The 18,306-nt window shown below is 67.2% G+C and carries 17 protein-coding genes, 1 tRNA gene and 1 pseudogene; 4 read left to right on the top strand and 15 right to left on the bottom strand.

All coding sequences use genetic code 11. The features are described 5' to 3' along the window. The first annotated feature begins 14 nt into the window (after positions 1–14). Together Q0X16_RS00265 and Q0X16_RS13290 are read left to right on the top strand one after the other, a co-directional pair. A complete protein-coding gene (locus Q0X16_RS00265; protein WP_297829323.1) occupies positions 15–563 on the top strand; it encodes a C40 family peptidase in 549 nt (182 codons plus the stop codon). 377 nt (positions 564–940) lie between these two features. Further along, entirely contained in the window at positions 941–1,591 is a 651-nt protein-coding gene (locus Q0X16_RS13290) for a C40 family peptidase (protein WP_345780271.1), read from the top strand. Between the two features lie 79 nt (positions 1,592–1,670). Here Q0X16_RS13290 and Q0X16_RS00255 read toward each other — a convergent pair whose 3' ends face one another. Continuing rightward, positions 1,671–2,168 carry an acyl-CoA thioesterase gene (locus Q0X16_RS00255; protein WP_297829320.1) on the bottom strand — a complete coding sequence of 166 codons (498 nt, stop codon included), beginning with the start codon at positions 2,166–2,168 and terminating at the stop codon, positions 1,671–1,673. A 109-nt stretch (positions 2,169–2,277) separates the two neighbouring features. After that, positions 2,278–2,802 (bottom strand): single-stranded DNA-binding protein, encoded by a 525-nt coding sequence (gene ssb / locus Q0X16_RS00250; RefSeq protein ID WP_297829317.1) that lies wholly within the window; start codon positions 2,800–2,802, stop codon positions 2,278–2,280. A 142-nt stretch (positions 2,803–2,944) separates the two neighbouring features. Between ssb and Q0X16_RS00245 the strand changes: the two genes are divergently transcribed. Continuing rightward, complete coding sequence (locus Q0X16_RS00245) at positions 2,945–3,934, top strand: polyprenyl synthetase family protein (protein ID WP_297829314.1); 990 nt, start codon at positions 2,945–2,947, stop codon at positions 3,932–3,934. Positions 3,935–3,962: 28 nt separating this feature from the next. Here the strand turns inward: Q0X16_RS00245 and Q0X16_RS00240 are convergent, their stop codons facing one another. The 8 genes from Q0X16_RS00240 to Q0X16_RS00205 all read right to left on the bottom strand — a co-directional run bounded on the left by Q0X16_RS00240 (position 3,963) and on the right by Q0X16_RS00205 (position 13,305). Then, a complete protein-coding gene (locus Q0X16_RS00240; protein WP_297829311.1) occupies positions 3,963–4,271 on the bottom strand; it encodes a hypothetical protein in 309 nt (102 codons plus the stop codon). A 17-nt stretch (positions 4,272–4,288) separates the two neighbouring features. Next, positions 4,289–5,065, bottom strand: a complete 777-nt coding sequence (locus Q0X16_RS00235; protein WP_297829308.1) for a dienelactone hydrolase family protein — start codon at positions 5,063–5,065, stop codon at positions 4,289–4,291. A 101-nt stretch (positions 5,066–5,166) separates the two neighbouring features. Continuing rightward, entirely contained in the window at positions 5,167–6,561 is a 1,395-nt protein-coding gene (murD, locus tag Q0X16_RS00230; RefSeq protein WP_297829354.1) for a UDP-N-acetylmuramoyl-L-alanine--D-glutamate ligase, read from the bottom strand. 4 nt (positions 6,562–6,565) lie between these two features. Continuing rightward, complete coding sequence (gene murL / locus Q0X16_RS00225) at positions 6,566–7,945, bottom strand: UDP-N-acetyl-alpha-D-muramoyl-L-alanyl-L-glutamate epimerase (protein ID WP_297829306.1); 1,380 nt, start codon at positions 7,943–7,945, stop codon at positions 6,566–6,568. A 15-nt stretch (positions 7,946–7,960) separates the two neighbouring features. Beyond that, a complete protein-coding gene (locus Q0X16_RS00220; protein ID WP_297829352.1) occupies positions 7,961–10,558 on the bottom strand; it encodes a bifunctional aspartate kinase/diaminopimelate decarboxylase in 2,598 nt (865 codons plus the stop codon). A 136-nt stretch (positions 10,559–10,694) separates the two neighbouring features. Then, positions 10,695–11,312, bottom strand: a complete 618-nt coding sequence (locus Q0X16_RS00215) for a DUF4126 domain-containing protein (protein WP_297829303.1) — start codon at positions 11,310–11,312, stop codon at positions 10,695–10,697. Positions 11,313–11,324: 12 nt separating this feature from the next. Continuing rightward, the gene (locus Q0X16_RS00210; RefSeq protein WP_297829300.1) at positions 11,325–11,708 is read right to left on the bottom strand and encodes a YbjQ family protein; all 384 of its coding nucleotides are present in this window, start codon (positions 11,706–11,708) and stop codon (positions 11,325–11,327) included. A 52-nt stretch (positions 11,709–11,760) separates the two neighbouring features. Beyond that, positions 11,761–13,305, bottom strand: coding sequence for a serine hydrolase (locus Q0X16_RS00205; protein ID WP_297829349.1), 1,545 nt, complete (start codon positions 13,303–13,305; stop codon positions 11,761–11,763). Between the two features lie 295 nt (positions 13,306–13,600). Here Q0X16_RS00205 and Q0X16_RS00200 point away from each other — a divergent pair, with 295 nt between their 5' ends. Beyond that, positions 13,601–14,560, top strand: coding sequence for a DMT family transporter (locus Q0X16_RS00200; RefSeq protein ID WP_297829297.1), 960 nt, complete (start codon positions 13,601–13,603; stop codon positions 14,558–14,560). Positions 14,561–14,694: 134 nt separating this feature from the next. Here Q0X16_RS00200 and Q0X16_RS00195 read toward each other — a convergent pair. The 5 genes and pseudogenes from Q0X16_RS00195 to Q0X16_RS00175 form a co-directional block, all read right to left on the bottom strand. Then, a tRNA-Pro gene (locus tag Q0X16_RS00195) sits at positions 14,695–14,771 on the bottom strand. 72 nt (positions 14,772–14,843) lie between these two features. Beyond that, positions 14,844–15,200: a MerR family transcriptional regulator gene (locus Q0X16_RS00190; protein WP_297829294.1), complete on the bottom strand. Its 357-nt coding sequence runs from the start codon at positions 15,198–15,200 to the stop codon at positions 14,844–14,846. After that, positions 15,193–15,495: an integration host factor subunit alpha gene (locus Q0X16_RS00185; RefSeq protein WP_297829291.1), complete on the bottom strand. Its 303-nt coding sequence runs from the start codon at positions 15,493–15,495 to the stop codon at positions 15,193–15,195. The genes Q0X16_RS00190 and Q0X16_RS00185 overlap by 8 nt, the downstream gene beginning before the upstream one ends. A 38-nt stretch (positions 15,496–15,533) precedes the next feature. After that, the gene (gene pheT / locus Q0X16_RS00180) at positions 15,534–17,900 is read right to left on the bottom strand and encodes a phenylalanine--tRNA ligase subunit beta (protein ID WP_297829288.1); all 2,367 of its coding nucleotides are present in this window, start codon (positions 17,898–17,900) and stop codon (positions 15,534–15,536) included. 9 nt (positions 17,901–17,909) lie between these two features. After that, positions 17,910–18,306, bottom strand: a pseudogene (locus tag Q0X16_RS00175) (phenylalanine--tRNA ligase subunit alpha); the annotation flags it as partial.

Raw genomic sequence — 18,306 nt, 5'->3', positions numbered from 1 at the left:
CGACACTGCGTGGAATGAAACCAGCCGACTGCAACCAGCGACCGGACGCGCATTATCGACGCTGCGCGCTGCTCTTGCCATCGCTGCTCCTGCTGGCAGGCTGTTTCGGCGGCAGGCAGGTCGCCGAAGCACCTCGCCCGGTGACCGGCAGGCAGGCATGGCCGTTGGTTGCCCCCGCCGATCCCGCAAAAGCGAACGCCGTGCTGATCCGCGCCATTAGCCTTGTCGGCACGCCCTACAAGTGGGGGGGCAACACGCCCGAAGGCGGCTTCGACTGCAGCGGTCTGGTCAACTATGTCTATCGGGACATGCTCGACATGCGCCTGCCGCGCACCACGAAGGAATTGATCCAGCTGCAGGGCCCGCGCATCCAGCCCGAACAACTGGCCGGCGGCGACCTGGTGTTTTTCGGCAGCGGCGGCCAGGTCAGCCACGTCGGCATCTACGTGGGCGAGGGCCGCTTCGTCCACGCTCCCAGCAGCGGCGGCACGGTGCGACTGGATCGGCTTGACGGGGCCTGGTGGCGCGACCACTACAGCGGGGCGCGACGGTTGCTGTTCTGAAGGGCGTCGCTCCGCTGCACTGGGCTGCGGCCATTGCACCTCAGAGTGGTCGCTCTGAAGGCGAAGCGTTTTTCCACTTGCCGGCGGGCTAAAGTTCCAACGCAAACCCGGCCAAGGTCCGGCCACTGCCAAGCTTGAATTTCACCCATTCATGTAAATGAATTGGTGAAATTCACGATTTAACCCATTCATTTTTCTTTGAAATAACGAAAATTGAACCCTTCGCCGGACGGCCGCCGGCATAGTGCACCCTGCTTTTTCAAAGTGATGACTGCGTGAAATCAAATCCACAGCCACACATCCATCCCGGTCGCCCTGCCAAGGGCGCGTACCTCGCACTCTCGGGCTTGCTGCTTGCAATTGCCTGGATGCCGGCCATGGCAACCCAGCTGACCGCCGAAGCCCCGGCCAAGCCAACTGCCACGGCAACGGCCACCGCCGCGACTCCGGACGCGTCCTCCGCTGCTCCGGCGTTGGCGCCCTGGCCGGCCGTCGTTGCATCGACCCCGACTCTGGCCGCTGCGCCCACGGTGCCTGCGCTGTCCCCGGAACTGCCCGCCCCGCGCCTGACCGCCGCCGTGGCTGCGCCGGAAGCGGCGCGCGCGATCCAGCCCGCGCAGCCTCAGGCCACCGCAAGCAATGACCGCTCGCTGGTGCGGACGGTGATGCAACGCGCCTTCACCCTGCTCGGCACCCCGTACCGCTGGGGCGGCACTTCGCCCGAAAGCGGTTTCGACTGCAGCGGTCTCGTCGGCTATGTGTTCCGCACCATCGGCATCGACCTGCCGCGCATGTCGCGCGCGATGGCAGGCGAAGGCACTCCCGTCACCGACCGCAGCGCGCTGGCCGAAGGCGATCTGGTGTTCTTCGGTCGCCGTGGCCACGTCGATCACGTCGGCATTTACATCGGCGACGGCAAGTTCCTGCATGCCCCGCGCACCGGCCGCGACGTCACCGTTTCCAGCCTGGCCAGCGGCTACTGGGCGCAGAAGTTCCTCTCGGCCCGGCGTCTGGCGGTCGGAAGCTGAGTTCGGCTACAGGCTCCGCTGCAGGACGCCGCCTCAGGGCGGCGTCTTCCGTTTCAGACCAAGGCCCGCCGATTTCCAGTCATCGACCGTCCGGCTGCCGATAGCGCGCCACGGTCTGCTCGACATCCTTGCCCAACGCCATGATCTGCTGGGCGTATTCGGCAAGCCACCGGTCCTCGTCGGTTCGCGGCATCCACGCCGGCACGGCGGTCGGCGAACCCTCGGGGCCGGCCATCGCCACGAACACGATCACGCAGTGGGTGCACAGGCGAACGCTGCCGGCATCGGCGCCCGGATCGCGGGCGCGCACGTCCACGGCAAAGTGCATCGAGGTGGTTCCGGTGAAGATCAGGGTGGCATTCACGCTGACCAGATCACCGATATGGATCGGCGCGACGAAGCGGATGCCGCCCACCGCCACCGTCACGCTGTAGCAACCGCTCCAGCCGACCGCAGCGGCGTAGCCGGCCTGATCGATCCAGCGCATCACCTGTCCACCGTGAACCTTGCCGCCAAAGTTCACGTCCGATGGCTCGGCCAGGAAGCTCAGGGTCAACTGCCGCTGCTGTCCACTCACGCTGTCCTCGCTCGAATCGGCGCGACGGTCAGGTCACGCTTCCTCCCAAGGATAACCGGAGCGTGATCGCTCAGTGCCGGACACGCTGAGGGTATCGAGGGTTGATGCGCTAGAACGGTATGTCGTCATCCCCGAACGGCACGTCGTTGCTGAAGTCGGATGCGGGGGTCGGGTCGGGCGTGCTGCGCGGCGCAGGGGCCCTGCGCTGCGGACGTTCGCCACCACCGCGCTGGTAGCCGCCTTCCTGGGAGGCGCCGCCACGCTGGTATCCACCTCCGCCGCCGCCCTCACCGCCACCGCTTCCGCGACCGCCCAGCATCTGCATCTCGTCGCAGATGATGTCGGTGGTGTAGTGCTTGACGCCGTCCTTGTCGTAGGAACCGTACTCGATGTGGCCTTCGATATAGACCTGACTGCCCTTGGACAGATACATCCTGGCCGTCTCCGCCGTCTTGCCGAAGATCTTGACCCGGTGCCACTCGGTCTTCTCCTGCCAATTGCCTTCACGATCCTTGCGCGACGAAGTCGTGGCAATGCTCAACGTGGCAAAGGTCGTGCCCCCTTGCGTGGAACGCACGTCCGGGTCGTTGCCCAGATTGCCGATCAAAATCACCTTGTTCACGCCGCGCGCCATGGCTCTTCCTTGTCTCGTATCGCCCCGATCGGGCGTCATCATTGAAGTATAGCCGGGCGGCCAGCGCAGCCGGCAAAACCCGCAAATCCGGGTCGGAAAATGCCGCATTCCTTATACTGGGCGGTCGAATCCGAGCTTTCCCATGCCAGCCAGCCCCGCATTTTCCGACCTGAATTCGATCCAGACCCTGGCCGCCCCCGACATGGCGGCGCTGGACGCGCTGATCCGCCGCCGCCTGGCCTCGGACGTGGTGCTGATCAACCAGGTCGCCGAGTACATCATCGGTGCCGGCGGCAAACGCCTGCGTCCGCTGCTGCTGCTGCTTACCGCCGCCGCGCTCGGGCACCGTGGCCCCGACGCGCACCAGCTGGCTGCGGTCATCGAATTCATCCATACCTCCACCCTGCTGCACGACGACGTGGTGGACGAGTCCGACCTGCGGCGCGGGCGGCAGACCGCCAACGCGGTCTGGGGCAACGCCACTTCGGTGCTGGTCGGCGACTTCCTGTACTCGCGCAGCTTCCAGCTGATGGTCGAACTGGGGTCGATGGAGGTGCAGCGCATCCTCGCCGACACCACCAATACCATCGCCGAGGGCGAGGTCCTGCAGCTGCTGCACGTCCACAACCCGGACACCGACGAAGCCGCCTACCTGCGCGTCATCGAGCGCAAGACCGCGATCCTGTTCGCGGCCGCCACCCGCCTCGGCGCGCTGCTGGCCGGCGCGGATACCCGTGTGCAGACGCGGCTCCACGACTACGGCCTGAATCTGGGTTATGCCTTCCAGATCGCCGACGACGTGCTCGACTACGCCTCGGACGCCGCCACGCTGGGCAAGAACCTCGGCGACGACCTCGCCGAAGGCAAGGCCACGCTGCCGCTGATCCACGCGATGGCCAATTCCGAACCGGACGTGCGCGAAACGCTGCGCCGGATCATCGAACACGGCGACCGCGACGGCCTGGTCACGGCGCAGGCGGCGATCCACCACTGCGGCAGCCTGGAATACAGCCGGCAACGGGCGCGGGCCCATGCCGACGCCGCCGAGTTGGCGCTGGACGGAATTCCCGAGAACCCGTTCACGGACGCGTTGCGCGGACTGGCGCGCTACGCGCTGGCGCGGGATCACTGACGGGTCGCGGTTCGCCCGAAACGACGGCTCAAACGGCCGGCGCCTGCAGATAGGCCCAGACAACCCATGCCATCGCCAAGAGCAGCGCGATCGCCCAGATCCTGAGCCATCGCGCCTGCCCGGCCAGCGGCGCATGGCGTCCGTCGGCCAGATCCCGGCGCCGCATCAGACGCACCAGATGGGTATGCCCGTTCCAGGCCGTCCAGAACAGCGAAGGCTTGCCGATTTCCCGCGACAGCGCGGGATCGACCGCGTCCAGCGTCACATGGAAGCGGTAAAGCAGATAGAACCAGACTGCGAACAGCAGGACCAGAACGAGCGTTGCGGCAGCAAGCATGGCCACTTCCCTTCCGGTCAGCGCGCGAACCGTTCCGCGAAGAACGCGTGCATCATCGCGTAGGCGCGGCGGGCGGCGCGCGGGTCGTACTTGCAGCCGGGCCGGTTGGCGGTTTCCAGCGCGAAGCAGTGCACCGCACCGCCGAAGTTGACGAACGTCCAGTCGGCGCCGGCGCGATCCATTTCCTGCTCGAACGGAACGATGGCGTCCTTCTGGCTGGCATCGGCCGCGCCGTTCAGAACCAGCAGCGGCGTCTTGACTGCACCGGACGCCGCGGGCGATTGCGTTTTCAGCCCGCCGTGGAAGGTGACGATGCCGGCCAGGTGCGCGCCGCTGCGCGCCAGTTCCAGCACCGAGGAACCGCCGAAGCAGAATCCGAACGCGCCGATGCGCGCCACGTCCAGGGGCACCGTCCCGGCCTGCGCCTTGAACGCCGCCAGCGCAGCCGCCATCCGCGCCCGCATGACCTCGGGTTGCGCCAGCAGCGCGCCCACCAACTCCCCGGCCTGCTGGTCGCCGGCCGGCAGCTTGCCCTTGCCGTACATGTCGACCACGAACACCACGTACTCGCGCCCGGCCTGCTGGCGCGCCTTGTCCAGGGCCGACGCGGTGACGCCGTACCAGTCCGGCACCATGAGCAGTCCGGGCCGGTGGGCAGGACCGGCATCGTCATAGACCACGTAGCCGCTGAATGCATCGTGGCCCACGTGCCATTCGACCGCTTTCGTCTGCATCTTCGCCATCCCCGGCAATGCCAGCAGCATCAGGACCAGTCCGAAAAGGATACGTCGCATGGCGCGGCTCCGGTGGAATGACACGACTACGCTACGGGTCGCAGGTTCAACCGGCGTGAATCCCGGGAATGGCTCCGGGGCGACGCCGGGAGCCGGAAAAACTACGCGATCCCCATTCCTGCAATCCCGGAAATCGCGTCCGGGTCGAAGCCGGCCAATTGCGCGAAATGGCGGCCACGCTCGATGTAGTTGCGATACGGGCCGAAGCTGGGCGCACCCGGCGACAGCAGCACTACGCCGCCCTCGGGCAGTGCCGCACGCGCCTTGGCCACCGCGTCGGAAAGGTCGGCCGCCGCTTCGAGAAGAAAGCCGCTACGCCCGGCCAGCGGCGCCAGCAGGTCGTGGATACGCGGTCCGTTCTGCCCCATCGTGACGACGGCCTTCGGCGCGTGGGCGCGCATCGCCTCGGCGAATTCCTCCCAGGGCAAGCCACGGTCGTGGCCACCGACCAGCACCACAACCGGACGATCCACGTACAGTTCCAGCGCCGCCAGCGTCGCCATCGGCGTGGTGCTGATGGAATCGTTGACGTAGAGCACGCCGTCGCGTTCGCCGAGCGGCTGCAGACGATTGGGCAGGGGCTGGAAACCGGCCGCCCGTGGCGCCAGCGCCACCGCGTCCAGCCCGAACGCTTCCAGCGCGGTGAGCACCGCGCACAGGTTGCTGCGATTGTGGCGGCCGGGCAGCGGCATCGCCGCCGTGTCCATCACGAACGCATCGCGGTGGTACAGCGCATCGCCGCGCAGATGCCAGCCGCGCGCATCGCCGTACCAGCGGATCTCGCTGTCGGGCAGGCGCAGCGCCGCCAGAAGGGGGTCGGCCGCGTTCAGCACGGCAACGCGCGGCCGCGCCGCGGTCACCAGCGCCAACTTGTCGGCGTAGTAGCGCTGCTCGCTACCGTGCCAGTCGAGGTGTTCGGGATGCAGGTTGGTGACGATGGCCACCTGCGGATGCGCGCCGGAGACGGCCACGTCGCTGGTCTGGTAGCTGGACAGCTCGATGACCCAGGCATCGGCCCGGTCGTCCAGCAAGTCCAGCAGCGGAACGCCGATGTTGCCGGCGAGCGCGGTGCGCAGCCCGGCTGCACGCAGCAGGTACGCCAGCAGCGAAGATGTCGTGCTCTTGCCCTTGGTGCCGGTGACGCAGGCGGTGCGCGTCATCGTGTCGTCCTGCGCGCGTTCGGCAAACCACAGCGCAGTGCCGCCGATGAAACACGTGCCGCGCTGCGTAGCCAGCACGGCCTCCGGCGTGTTCGGGCTGATGCCGGGGGATTTGACGACGCAATCGAACTGCGCCAGCCGTTCCCCATCGACGGCGGTCTCGATGGACAGCCGTGCATCGCCCAGCGCCGCGGCCTGGCCGGCTTCGACGGGATTGCAAAACAGCGTCAGCGGCAATTCCGGCAGACGCGCACGCAGCGCGCGATAGGCGGCGTGGCCCTCATGCCCCCAGCCCCACAGCGCCACCCGTCGCCCGGACAGATCGGCGATGCGCACAGGCTCAGGCAGCGAAACGGTCACGCAAGCGCTCCCACAGCGCGGCGGGAATGCGGTGCGTGTCATCGAGCGCCAACAGCGGTTCGATCCGCAGCGCGTCCGGGTCCAGCTTGGGAGCGATCAGCGCCGCGAAGCGCTTGACCACCACGTCTTCGCGCCACTCCGGCCGCTGCGCCAGCGCCGCCATCGCCGCGCGCGATTCGCGGCCCTCGCCCACGCATTCGAATGGCTTGTAGTCCTCGTATTCAAGCAGCGCATCGAAGCCGGGAATCAGCGCCGGATCGTCCAGCAGATTGCGCCCGACGATGCCGACCAGCCGCAGCTTGGGCAGGAACGGCGCCAGCGCGAGGAACACGAACAGGCATTTCGGGCAGACGCCGCACCAGCGGCTGGTGGGGCGCTCGCCGAGTATGTGGAAGTTGCGGTTGCAGCTGGAGAAGCAGCCGTCGTAGCGGTCGGACTTCGCGAACTGCCGGGCCACCGCCAGCTCGCTCAGCGGACGCAGCAGCGAGTAGTAGTCCAGATCAGCCGCCACGTGACTGCGCAGGTAGTCGCCGAACGCCGATTCGAACGCCCAACCCTTCGACCACTGGTGGTTGACCTCGCCGGTGCCGGGGATCAGCGAGCCGTAGCTTGCCGAACGCTCGTTGGAAAACACCACCTGATCCACGCCCAGCAGGATCGCGGCGAAGGCCATGATCGCCGAGTTCACCGCGGTGACGGGGATATGCCCGTTCCACGCGCCCTGCCGGTTGAAATCGAACAGCTGCGGCGCGAGCTGGCGGCCGATGTTGAGCGTGGGCAACTCCGTGCGTGCCGCGCAGGCGGCGATCAGCTGCGAGCCGCCGATCCAGGTGACAGTCTGCTCGACGCCGGCGGCGCGCAGCGCCTCGATGCTGACCAGCGAATCCTTGCCGCCGCCGATGGCCACCAGCGCGTGCGGGCGAAGCGCGAGCGTCTTCGCTTCCTCTCCCTCGCTTACATGGGCAGGAGGGATGTCGGCAACGGGAAAACGAATCCTGTCGCGCAGTTCCAGCCCGTTGCGGTAGGCGAATTCGCCCAGTCCATTGCGATAGACGGTTTCCAGCAACGCCGCAGTACCGGCGTCGATGCCCTCGCCTTCGATCCGGATGTCCTCGGGCACCGCCGCCTTGTAATAGCTCACCCCGGCAATCAGGTGCAGCAGTTGCAATGCGCGCTGCATCGCTGCCGCGCGCCGCGGTTCGAGGGCGAACGGCGCACCCGGCACGGTGATGGTTTCGGTCAGCTCCGGGCCGTCGTCGAAGGCATAGACCAGCCGCGCCACGCCGGTGCCGGCATCGAAAGCGCAGCGCACGAAGCGGAAACAGCGGATACGGTCGCGTTGAAAGGTCCAGTCGGTCATGTCGGTCCGCGTCCGCTACAGGACGTCTTCCTCCGGAAGCGCGCGCTGATTGTAGACGCTGGCCATGGTGAAACCGTAGGCACCGGCGTCGGCGATCAGCAGTACGTCGTCCGGCGCGGTCGCCTCCGGCAGCTTGACCCGGTGCCCGAACACGTCGCTGGACTCGCAGATCGGCCCCACCACGTCGAAGTCGGTCAGCGCATTCGATTCAATCCGCGACAGGTTGGCGATGTCGTGCCAGGCGTCGTACAGCGCGGGCCGGATCAGCGCGTTCATCCCGGCATCCAGCCCGACGCGCACCACCCCGTCCTTTTCGACCACCTGGGTGCAGCGCGCCAGCAGCACGCCGGCCTCGGCCACGAGGAAGCGGCCGGGTTCGATCGCCAATTGGAACGCCGGATGCACGGCCTTGATCCCGGCCAGTCCCTTGCCCCAGGCGTCGAGGTCGAACGGCTCGTCGTCGTCGGTATAGGGAATCGGCAGGCCGCCGCCGATGTCGAGCACCTCGACGCTGCCGATCCGGCGCGCGAAGCCGGCCAGTTCATCGACCACTTCCTGCCAGTGCCCCACCGTCTCGATGCCGCTGCCGAGGTGCGCGTGCAGGCCGGTGATGCGCACGCCCAGCGCGCGCGCGGCCTCGGTGAATTCATCGACGCGCTGCGCCGACAGCCCGAACTTGGCTTCCTTGCCGCCGGTGTTGACCTTTTCGTGGTGGCCATCGCCATGGCCCAGGTCGATCCGCAGCCACAGCGCGCGGTTGCGGAACACCTCCGGCCAGCGCCACAGCAGTTCGACGTTGTCGACCGTCACCGTCACCCCGAGTGCCAGCGCCTGTCGGTATTCCTCGACCGGCGCAAAGCTGGGCGTGAACAGCACGCGCTCGGGCGCCAGTTCCGGCAGCGCCGCGAAAGCGCGCTCGACCTCACCCAGCGACACGCACTCCAGTCCGAAACCTTCCTCGACCAGCGTTCGCAGGATCGCCGGATGGGCGTTGGCCTTGATCGCGTAGTAGCGGCGATCGACCGCAGCCACCGCCTTGAGCTGGCGCGCGCGCGCGCGCACCGTCGCCAGATCGTAGACGTAGCGCGGAGTGCCGTCCGCAGCGCGGTCCAGCAAGGCATGGCGCGACTCCGGCAACCGCCACCACGGCGTCGGCCGTCTCCGGAACGTGCCCTCGATCTCGCGCCAGCGCGGGCCGAAGACGTCGCTCTCGTGCACCGGCATCGCGCCGGAATCGATCAGGGCCGCATGCAGTTTCGGCAACATGCCGTCGGCCACCGCCTCGTCGACCACGAAGGTCAGGTTGAGGTCGTTGGACGACTGCGAAATCAGGTGCACGTTCTCGCGCCCGAACATCGCCCACACATCCTGCAGCTTGTGCAACAGCGAGCGCATGCCGCGACCGACCAGGGTAATGGCCGCGCACGGCGCGATCACCTTCACCCGGCACACCTGCGCGAGGTCTTCCGACAAGCGCGCCAGCACGTCGGTGGAAATCAGGTTCTCCGACGGATCCAGCGATACCGTCACGTTGGTTTCCGCCGAACCGATCAGGTCCACAGATAACCCGTGCTTCTTGAACAACGCGAACACGTCGGCCAGGAAGCCCACCTGCTGCCACATGCCGATGCCTTCCATCGACACCAGCGCGATGCCGTTGCGGCGGCTGATGGCCTTCACCCCCGGCACCGGTTCGGCGGCGCCGTCGATGCTGGTGCCGGGCAGATGCGGGCGCTCGGTGTCGAGAATGGCCATCGGCACACCGGCGTTGCGGCAGGGCCGCAGCGAACGCGGGTGCAGCACCTTGGCGCCTGTGGTGGCGATTTCCTGCGCCTCGTAATAGTCCAACCGGGTGAGCAGGCGGGCATCCGGCACTTCACGCGGATTGGCGCTGAACATGCCGGGCACGTCGGTCCAGATCTCGACCCGGCGCGCGCCCAGCAAGGCGCCGAAGTACGCCGCCGAGGTGTCCGAGCCGCCGCGCCCGAGGATCGCGGTGCCGCCATCGCAATGCCGGGCGATGAAGCCCTGGGTGATCAGCAGCCGGTTTGACTGTGCGTCAAGTCGCTCACGCCAGCCAGCCTCCGCCTGCCACTGGCAGTTCACCGACAACCGCTGCGACCACGCGCTCTGGTTGGGCTGCGGCGGCAGCGCGACCAGCCAATCGCGCGCGTCCAGCCAGCCGATGTCGAGGCCCTGCGCAAACAGGTAGGCCGCGCCGATCGTCGACGACAGCAGTTCGCCCTGCCCCAGCACCTCGGCCTGCCAATCCAGCGGGCGCGTTGCCGCGCGCGGATCGGCAAGCAACCCGCGCAGCGTTGCAAGCCGTTCGCCCAGCACCGCATCGGCGTCCAGATCCAGTCCGGTCACGAATTCGCGATGGCGCGCTTCGAGCCGAGCCACCCGCTCCGCGCTGTCGGCGGCACCATCGGCGATCGCGGTCAGTTCGTTGGTGACGCCCGACAGTGCCGACACCACCACCAGCACCCGCGCATCGTGGTCACGGGCGCGCCCGGAGGCGAGTTTGCCGATGTTGTCCCAGCGCGCACGCGCGGACACCGAGGTGCCGCCGAACTTGAGCACTAGCCAGCGCGGCGCGTGAACAGTCGAAATGGACATCAGTCGATCGAGAAAAGAAGGGAGGTCCGCGCGTGCGGCAATCCCGCAATTCTAGGGCAACGTCGGCCAGGTCGGCGGCAGTGCGGCATGGCATCTCGTCATGCCCATCCACCCGAACCTCGGCGAACCGTCATCGCACCGCCCGGTCGTCGGCCGGCGTGGAAGACACGGCCCGACCCAGCCAGCGCAACCCACGCCAGGTCCAGCGCCACAGCATCCACACGATCAGCGCCAGCAGCAAGCTCAAGCCCACCCCGAAACCCAGCGCCAGCCACGGATGGGCGATGGCCAGGGCCAACGCGCCCACCACCAGCCCATCCTCGACCAGCGACACGACCCCGTTGCTGAAGGGTTCGGGCGACGTGTTGAGCAGCGCGCGCACGCCGGACTTCAGGCCATGGCTGAGCAGCGCCGCGCCGCCGCCGAGCGCCAGCACGCCCGCGCCCAGCTGACCGTCCGGCGAGAGGGTCGCTGCAGCGAGGAAGGCGCCCGCCGGAATCCGCGCCAGCGTCTGCAACAGATCCCAGACCGAATCCACGCCGGGGATCTTGTCGGCGAAGAACTCCACCGCCGCCAGCACGCCACAGGTGCCCAGCACCCACGGCGACTGCGTGGCCTGCAGCGCCGACGGCAGTTCCACCCAACCCAGCGCGCCGGCCAGGCCCACGCCGAAGACGGTCAGGTACGCACGGATCCCCGCCAGCCACGCCAGCAGCAAGCCGATCGCGAACAGCTGCGCCTCGCTCATGGCCGCCTCCAGTCAGCGGTCGATCGGCTCGACCACGACCGCCGTTCCATAGCACAGCACTTCGGTCAGCCCGGTCATGATCTCGGTGGCGTCGTAACGCACCGCAACGATGGCGTTGGCTCCCTGGCGGCGGGCGTGCTGCACCATGTCGCGATAGGTCTCGAAGCGCGCCTGCTCGCACAGTTCAGTGTAGATCGTGATGTTGCCGCCGAACAGCGTTTGCAGCCCGCCAATGAAATTGCCGACCACCGAGCGCGACCGCACCACGATCCCGCGCACCAGCCCCAGATTGCGAACGACGCGATAGCCGGGAAGCTCCTGCATCGTGGTCACCATCGAATCGTCCAGCGGGATGATGCCGGCCTGAACCGTGCCGGAGTTGTAGGGATCCGTCATCGGTACTCCTTGTCAAACTGTGCTGGAAAACCCTGACTCGACTCTACGCGAATCACTTGTCCCCGACCGGCACCAACCGCAGATCCTGGAAATCGAAACTGAAGTCGGTCAGCGGCGAGATCGGCTCCATCCGCAGCTCGCGGATCTTGCCGTCGGGATCGAGCGTGAAGCTGAGGAAGGCATCGGCGTTCAGGCTGCGGTCGCGCCAGCGCACGATGAAGGTGTCGTGCTGCCAGTGGCTGATGTCGCCCAGCAGTTGCGCGGTCTTGGCGAACTGCAGCTCCAGCCCTTTCGCGCCCTGCCGGATCACCACGTCGCCATACCAGGGATCGCGATAGGTGCCGGCGTAGCGCGCCAGCGGCAGCGAGGGCCGGCTCGAGGCGTCGCGTGCGGCAAGGTGCTTCTGCCAGCTGTCGTCGGCGTTGCCCTGCGCCCGGGCGACCGCCTCTGCATAGCCCTGCAGCCAGTCATGGCCGGTATTGCCGAGCATCATGTCCAGCGCCTCATAGGTGATCGCGTTGAACGCGGCGCCGACTTCGGCACTGGTGAGCACGATCACGCCGATCTTCTTGCCGGGAAGCAGGGTCAGGCGCGACACCTGGCCCGGCCAGCCGCCGGTATGCCAGACCATCCGATTGCCGAGGTAATCCGACAGATTCCAGCCCTGTCCATAGCCGTAGAAATTGGGCGTGGCATCGGCCAATGCGGGAATCGGCGACGGCCGCACCGGAATGGGCGTCAGCATCGTCCACATCTCGCGCTGGCGCTGTTCGGAAAACAGCCGCCGGGCGTTGTCGCCGGAACCGGCATAGACGCCGCCGGCCAGCTGCGCATTCATCCACTTGGTCATGTCGTGGACGCTGGAGTAGATTCCGCCCGCCCCGGAGACGTTGCGCCAGCTGGTGACGGCGACCGGGCGCAGATCCTTGAAGTCGTACAGCGCGTTGCCGACCGCCACGTTGTCGCCGGGCCGCAGGTCGTCGCTGTTGAAGCGGGTGTCGTTCATGCCCAGCGGGTTCCAGATCCGGGTCTGCAGGAACCGTTCGTAGGGCATTCCCGAAGCCTGTTCGATCACCAGCTGGGCTACGCCGAACAGGATGTTGTCGTAGGCATACTGCTCGCGGAAACCGCCGGTCAATGGGACATCCTTCAGTCGTTCGGCAACCTCACGGGTGGTGTAGGTGGTGGTCGGCCAGTACAGCAGATCACCCGCGCCCAGGCTCAGGCCGGAGCGGTGCGCCAGCAGGTCGCGCACGCGCATTTCGTGCGTCACATAGGGATCGCTCATCCGGAACCACGGCAGGTGGTCGATCACGCGATCGGTGGTCTTGAGCTTGCCGTCGTCCTGCAGCATGTTCAGCGCTGCGGCCGTGAACGCCTTGGTGTTGGAGGCGATCGCAAACAGCGTGTGGGCGTCCACCGGCGCCGGTTTGCCCAGCTCGCGCACGCCGTAGCCGCGCTCCATGACGACCTTGCCATCGGCGACGATGGCCACCGCCACGCCCGGCACATTGAACTGCCTTTGCACGCGGGCGACAAAGTCGTCGAACTGCGCCAACCGCGCCGCATCGGGAAGCTGCGCCGACAGCGGCACCATGGTGTCGCTGACGCTGGCAGGCGGCGCCTGCTGCGACCACGACGGCGACGGCGCCAGCATGGTCAGGAAGGCGGTCAGGGCGAAGGTCAGCGGTGCGATGCGCATGGAGGACTCCGGAATCGAACTGATGAAGTATGCCGCCGCGGGCGCCTGGCCGCGAATTGTTGTTGCGATAAACGCCATATCCGCCGAACATGCGTCGCGTGGTGATCGGCGCGAACGCCGAAAACAGATCGTGCAGGTAATCGATGTATTCGCGGCCCATGTCGGTGCCCCTGGGCTGATAATGCGCGACATGACGGCCAAAGACACCCGACGCGCACTCTGGCAGATCCACTTCTGCGTCCTGCTGTGGGGATTCACCGCGATCCTCGGCAAACTCATCACCCTGCCCGCACTGCCGCTGGTTTGGTGGCGAATGTTGCTGGTGACAGTGGTGCTCGCACTTCTGCCGCGGGTCTGGCGCGGGCTGACGGCACTGCCGGCGGGGACGCGGCTGGCCTACGCCGGCATCGGCATGCTGGTCGCCCTGCACTGGCTGACCTTCTACGGCGCGATCAAGCTGGCCAACGCCTCGGTCGCCGCCACCTGCATGGCTTTCGCCACCCCGATGACCGCCATGATCGAGCCGCTGCTCACCCGGCAGCGCTTTCGCCCCGGCGACCTCGCGCTTGGCCTGCTGTCGCTTCCGGGCATCTGGCTGGTGGTGGGCGGCGTGCCGAAAGGCATGCATGTCGGGATTGCGGTTGGCCTGGTGTCGGCATTCTTCGTGGCCACCTTCGGCTCGCTCAACAAGCGCATGGTCGATGCCGGCGATCCGCTGACAGTCACCGCGCTGGAACTGGGCACCGGAACCCTGCTGCTGACCCTGCTCGCGCCGCTGATGCCGACGCTGGTGCCGGCCTTCGCCGGATCGCTCCTGGTCCTGCCTTCGCTGCCGGACATGCTCTGGCTGCTGCTGCTTGCGCTGGCCTGCACCCTGCTGCCCTATGCGCTGTATCTGGTCGCGCTGCGCCACCTGTCGGCCTTCACCGCCCAGCTTTCGGTGAACCTCGAACCGATCTACGCCATCATCCTCGCAGCCATCCTGTTCGACGAACAGCATGAACTGCACACCCGCTTCTATCTCGGCGTCGCGATCATCCTGGCCGTCGTGTTCGCCCAAGGCCTCCTCGCCGGCCGCCGCAAACCCGGTCCGGCCGACGAGCACGTCGAAATGCTCGGCATCAGCGAGTCGAGGCAACTGGTGGAATGAAGCAGGTGCCGCAAGGTCTCGGATCTTGCGCAGGGGTTTCCGCCGGTCCGATCAGGATCGCCATCAGGTTGCGAAAGGGCCGCAATGAAAAACGGCCCGAATTGCAAGACCCAAGTCGTTGATTTTAAAGGAAATGGTCGGGGTAGCCGGATTTGAACCGACGACCACTTGTCCCCCAGACAAGTGCGCTACCAGGCTGCGCTATACCCCGAGTTCGTTGCAATTATAGCGAATGCGCGGACGGTTTCCCCATGCCGCGCCGAACGGCTTGGCAAGCCGACCGTCAGTGCCGCAGGATCTGCAGCACCTCTTCCAGTTCGCCGCGCACCTGGCGCACGATCTGCGCGCTCAGGGCGGATTCCTGCTTGGCGTCGTCGCCTTCCAGACGCAGCCGCGCGCCGCTGATCGTGTAGCCCTGTTCGTAGAGCAGGCTGCGGATCTGGCGCACCATCAGCACGTCGTGGCGCTGGTAGTAGCGGCGATTCCCGCGGCGCTTGGACGGTTCGAGGCTGGGGAATTCGGTCTCCCAGTAGCGCAGCACGTGCGGTTTGACGTCGCACAGCTCGCTGACCTCGCCAATCGTGAAGTAGCGCTTGGCGGGGATCGGCGGAAGCTCGCGATTGCTCCCCGGATCAAGCATGGTTGTTCCCGCTGTAGGCCTCGACCCGCGCCCGGAGCTTCTGGCCCGGGCGGAAGGTTACGACGGTGCGCGCGGTAATCGGAATCTCTTCGCCGGTCTTGGGATTGCGGCCCGGGCGGGGATTCTTGCGGCGCAGGTCGAAGTTCCCGAAGCCGGACAGCTTGATCTGGCTGCCCTGCTCCAGCGCTTCGCGCAAGCCACCGAAAAACGCCTCGACGAATTCCTTCGCCTCGCGCTTGTTCAGACCGACCTCTTCATAGAGCTGCTCGGCCATATCCGCCTTGGTCAACGCCATTCCTCTCCCCTGTCACAACGGCCTGCGGCACCAGCCCGTCAACGTCGAATCGCCGCGCCGTGCTTCTCACCCAGCGCCGCCACGACGCTGGCGACCGCGGATTCCACATCCTGCTCGGTCAGAGTGCGCGAATCATCCTGAAAAATCAAGCGCATGGCGAGACTTTTGCAGCCTTCTCCGACGCCTTTCCCGATATAGCGATCGAACAGGCCCACCTCGCGCAGCAGAGCGCCGCCGGCCGCGAGCGCCGTCGTCCGCATCTCGTTCCAGGACACGGCCTCGGCCACCACGAACGCAAGGTCGCGGCGCACCGAGGGGAAGCGCGACAGCGCCCTGGCGCGGGGCAGCGCGCGTGCCACCAGCGCGTCGAGATCGAGTTCGAAGGCAAACACCGAAGCCTCGATGCCCAACGCGTCCTGCAGCGAGGGGTGCAGCTGGCCGATCCAGCCGATGACAACGCCATCGCGCAGGACATCGGCGCTGCGGCCCGGGTGCGCGAACGGGCGCTGCGCTGGAAGGTATTCGAGCTGCGCACCGGACAGCGCGGCAAGGCTGTCGAGGTCGCCGCGAAGATCATGGAAATCGACCTTTCGCGCCGCCAGTCCCCATTGCTCGGCGTTCGCGTCGCCGCAGGCGACTGCGGCGATCCGCCGGGTTTCCAGCGGTGCCTCTGCCGCGGCAAACGTGCGCCCCAGTTCGAACAGCCGCAGGCGCGGCTGCTGGCGGGCGGCGTTGCGTGCCAGCGCGGCCGCGAGCCCGGGCAGCAGGCTGGTACGCATCACCCCGAGTTCGACGCTGAGCGGATTGGCCAGCGCCACGCTCGTTGCATCGAGACCCCAGACTTCGAGCTGCGCGCGATCGACGAAAGAAAAATTGATCGCTTCCAGATAGTCGCGCGCCACCAGCTGGCGACGGACATCGTGTTCGCTGCTGCGGCTTTCGCTGGGCGCGACCAGCCGCGTCGAACCGCCCGGCAGCGTGGTCGGGATGGTGTCATAGCCGTGGATGCGCGCCACTTCCTCGATCAGGTCTTCCTCGATGGCCAGGTCGAAGCGACGCGCCGGCGTTGCCACCCTCCAGCCATCGTCCGCGGCCTCCACCGCCAGCCCGAGCGCGCCGAGGATCCGCGCCACTTCGGCGTCGTCCACCTGCGTGCCCAGCACCCGCGCCAGCCGTGCGCGGCGCAGCGCGATGACCTTGGGCTGCGGAAGATGCGCGCGCAGTTCGGTTGACTGCACCGGCCCGGGCTTGCCCCCCGCGATGTCCAGGATCAGGCGGGTCGCACGCTCGATGGCGATGCGCGGCAGTTCCGGATCCACGCCACGCTCGAAACGGTGCGCGGCATCGGTATGCAGGCCCAGCTTGCGGCTGCGGCCGATGATCGCCGCAGGCGCGAAATGCGCGGCCTCCAGCAGCACGTTGCGGGTCGCCTCGCCCACCTTGGTGTCGTTGCCGCCCATGATGCCGGCCAGTCCGATCACCCGGTCGGCGTCGGTGATGACGAGGAAGCCATCGTCCAGCTTCGCTTCGTCGCCGTTGAGCAGCGTCACGGCCTCGCCAGCGCGCGCATGGCGCACGCCGACCGGGCCCTTGAGCAGGTCGCGGTCGTAGGCGTGCATCGGCTGGCCAAGCTCCAGCATCAGGTACTGGGTGACGTCGACAAGGAAGCTGACCGGGCGCACGCCGCTGCGCACCAGCCGCTGCGCCATCCACAGCGGGGTACGCGCCGCCGGGTTCACGCCCTCGATCACGCGGCCGACGAAACGCGGCGCATCGCCACCGGCGTTCAGTTCCACCGGCACCGCGCTGTCGATGACGGCGGGCACTGCCTCGGTATCCAGCGGTTCGACCTCGCAGCCGAATGCGGCGGCCACGTCGAAGGCAATCCCGCGCACGCCGAAGCAGTCGGCGCGGTTGGGGGTGAGCTTCAGTTCGATGCTGGCATCGGGCAGGCCGAGGTAGTCGGCCAGCGGCTTGCCCACCGGCGCATCGTCCGGCAGTTCCAGCAGGCCCGAGGCGTCGGCGTCGATGCCCAGCTCCTTCGCCGAGCACAGCATGCCGTTGGATTCCACACCGCGCAGTTTCGCGGCCTTGATGGTCAGCGCGCCCACCGTCGTGCCGATGGTCGCCAGCGGTGCGACCAGGCCCGCGCGCGCGTTCGGCGCGCCGCACACGATCTGCAGCGGCGCACCCTTCCCGGCATCGACCTGGCAGACCTGCAGCTTGTCGGCCTGCGGATGCTTCTCGGCGGACAGGATTTTCGCCACCACCACGCCGTCCAGCGCCTCGCCAAGCGGAGTGAGTTCTTCCACTTCCAGGCCAATGGCCGTCAGCGTCGCCGCGAGTGCATCGCGGCTGGCGGAAGTCCTGACGTGCTGGCGCAGCCAGTTTTCGGAAAATTTCATCGCGCCACCTCAGGCGAACTGGCGCAGGAAGCGCACGTCGTTGTCGAAGAAGGAACGCAGGTCGTCCACGCCATAGCGCAGCATGGCGAAGCGTTCGACGCCCAGGCCGAAGGCAAAGCCGGTGTATTTCTCCGGATCGATGCCCACGCTCCTGAGCACGTTCGGGTGGACCATGCCGCAGCCCAGAACCTCCAGCCAGCGGCTGCTGCCATCGGGCTGCTGCCAGGCGATGTCCACCTCCGCCGAAGGCTCGGTGAAGGGGAAATAGCTGGGGCGGAAGCGCATTTCGAAATCGCGCTCGAAGAAGGCGCGCACGAACTCCGACAAAGTGCCCTTGAGGTCGGCGAAGCTGGCGCTTTCGTCGACCAGCAGGCCTTCGACCTGATGGAACATCGGCGTGTGGGTC

The sequence above is a fragment of the Thermomonas sp. genome, from assembly GCF_025993755.1.
Lineage (GTDB): Bacteria > Pseudomonadota > Gammaproteobacteria > Xanthomonadales > Xanthomonadaceae > Thermomonas.
The sequence above is the reverse complement of the archived record's forward strand: the minus strand, read 5'-3'. Positions and strand labels throughout refer to the sequence as shown.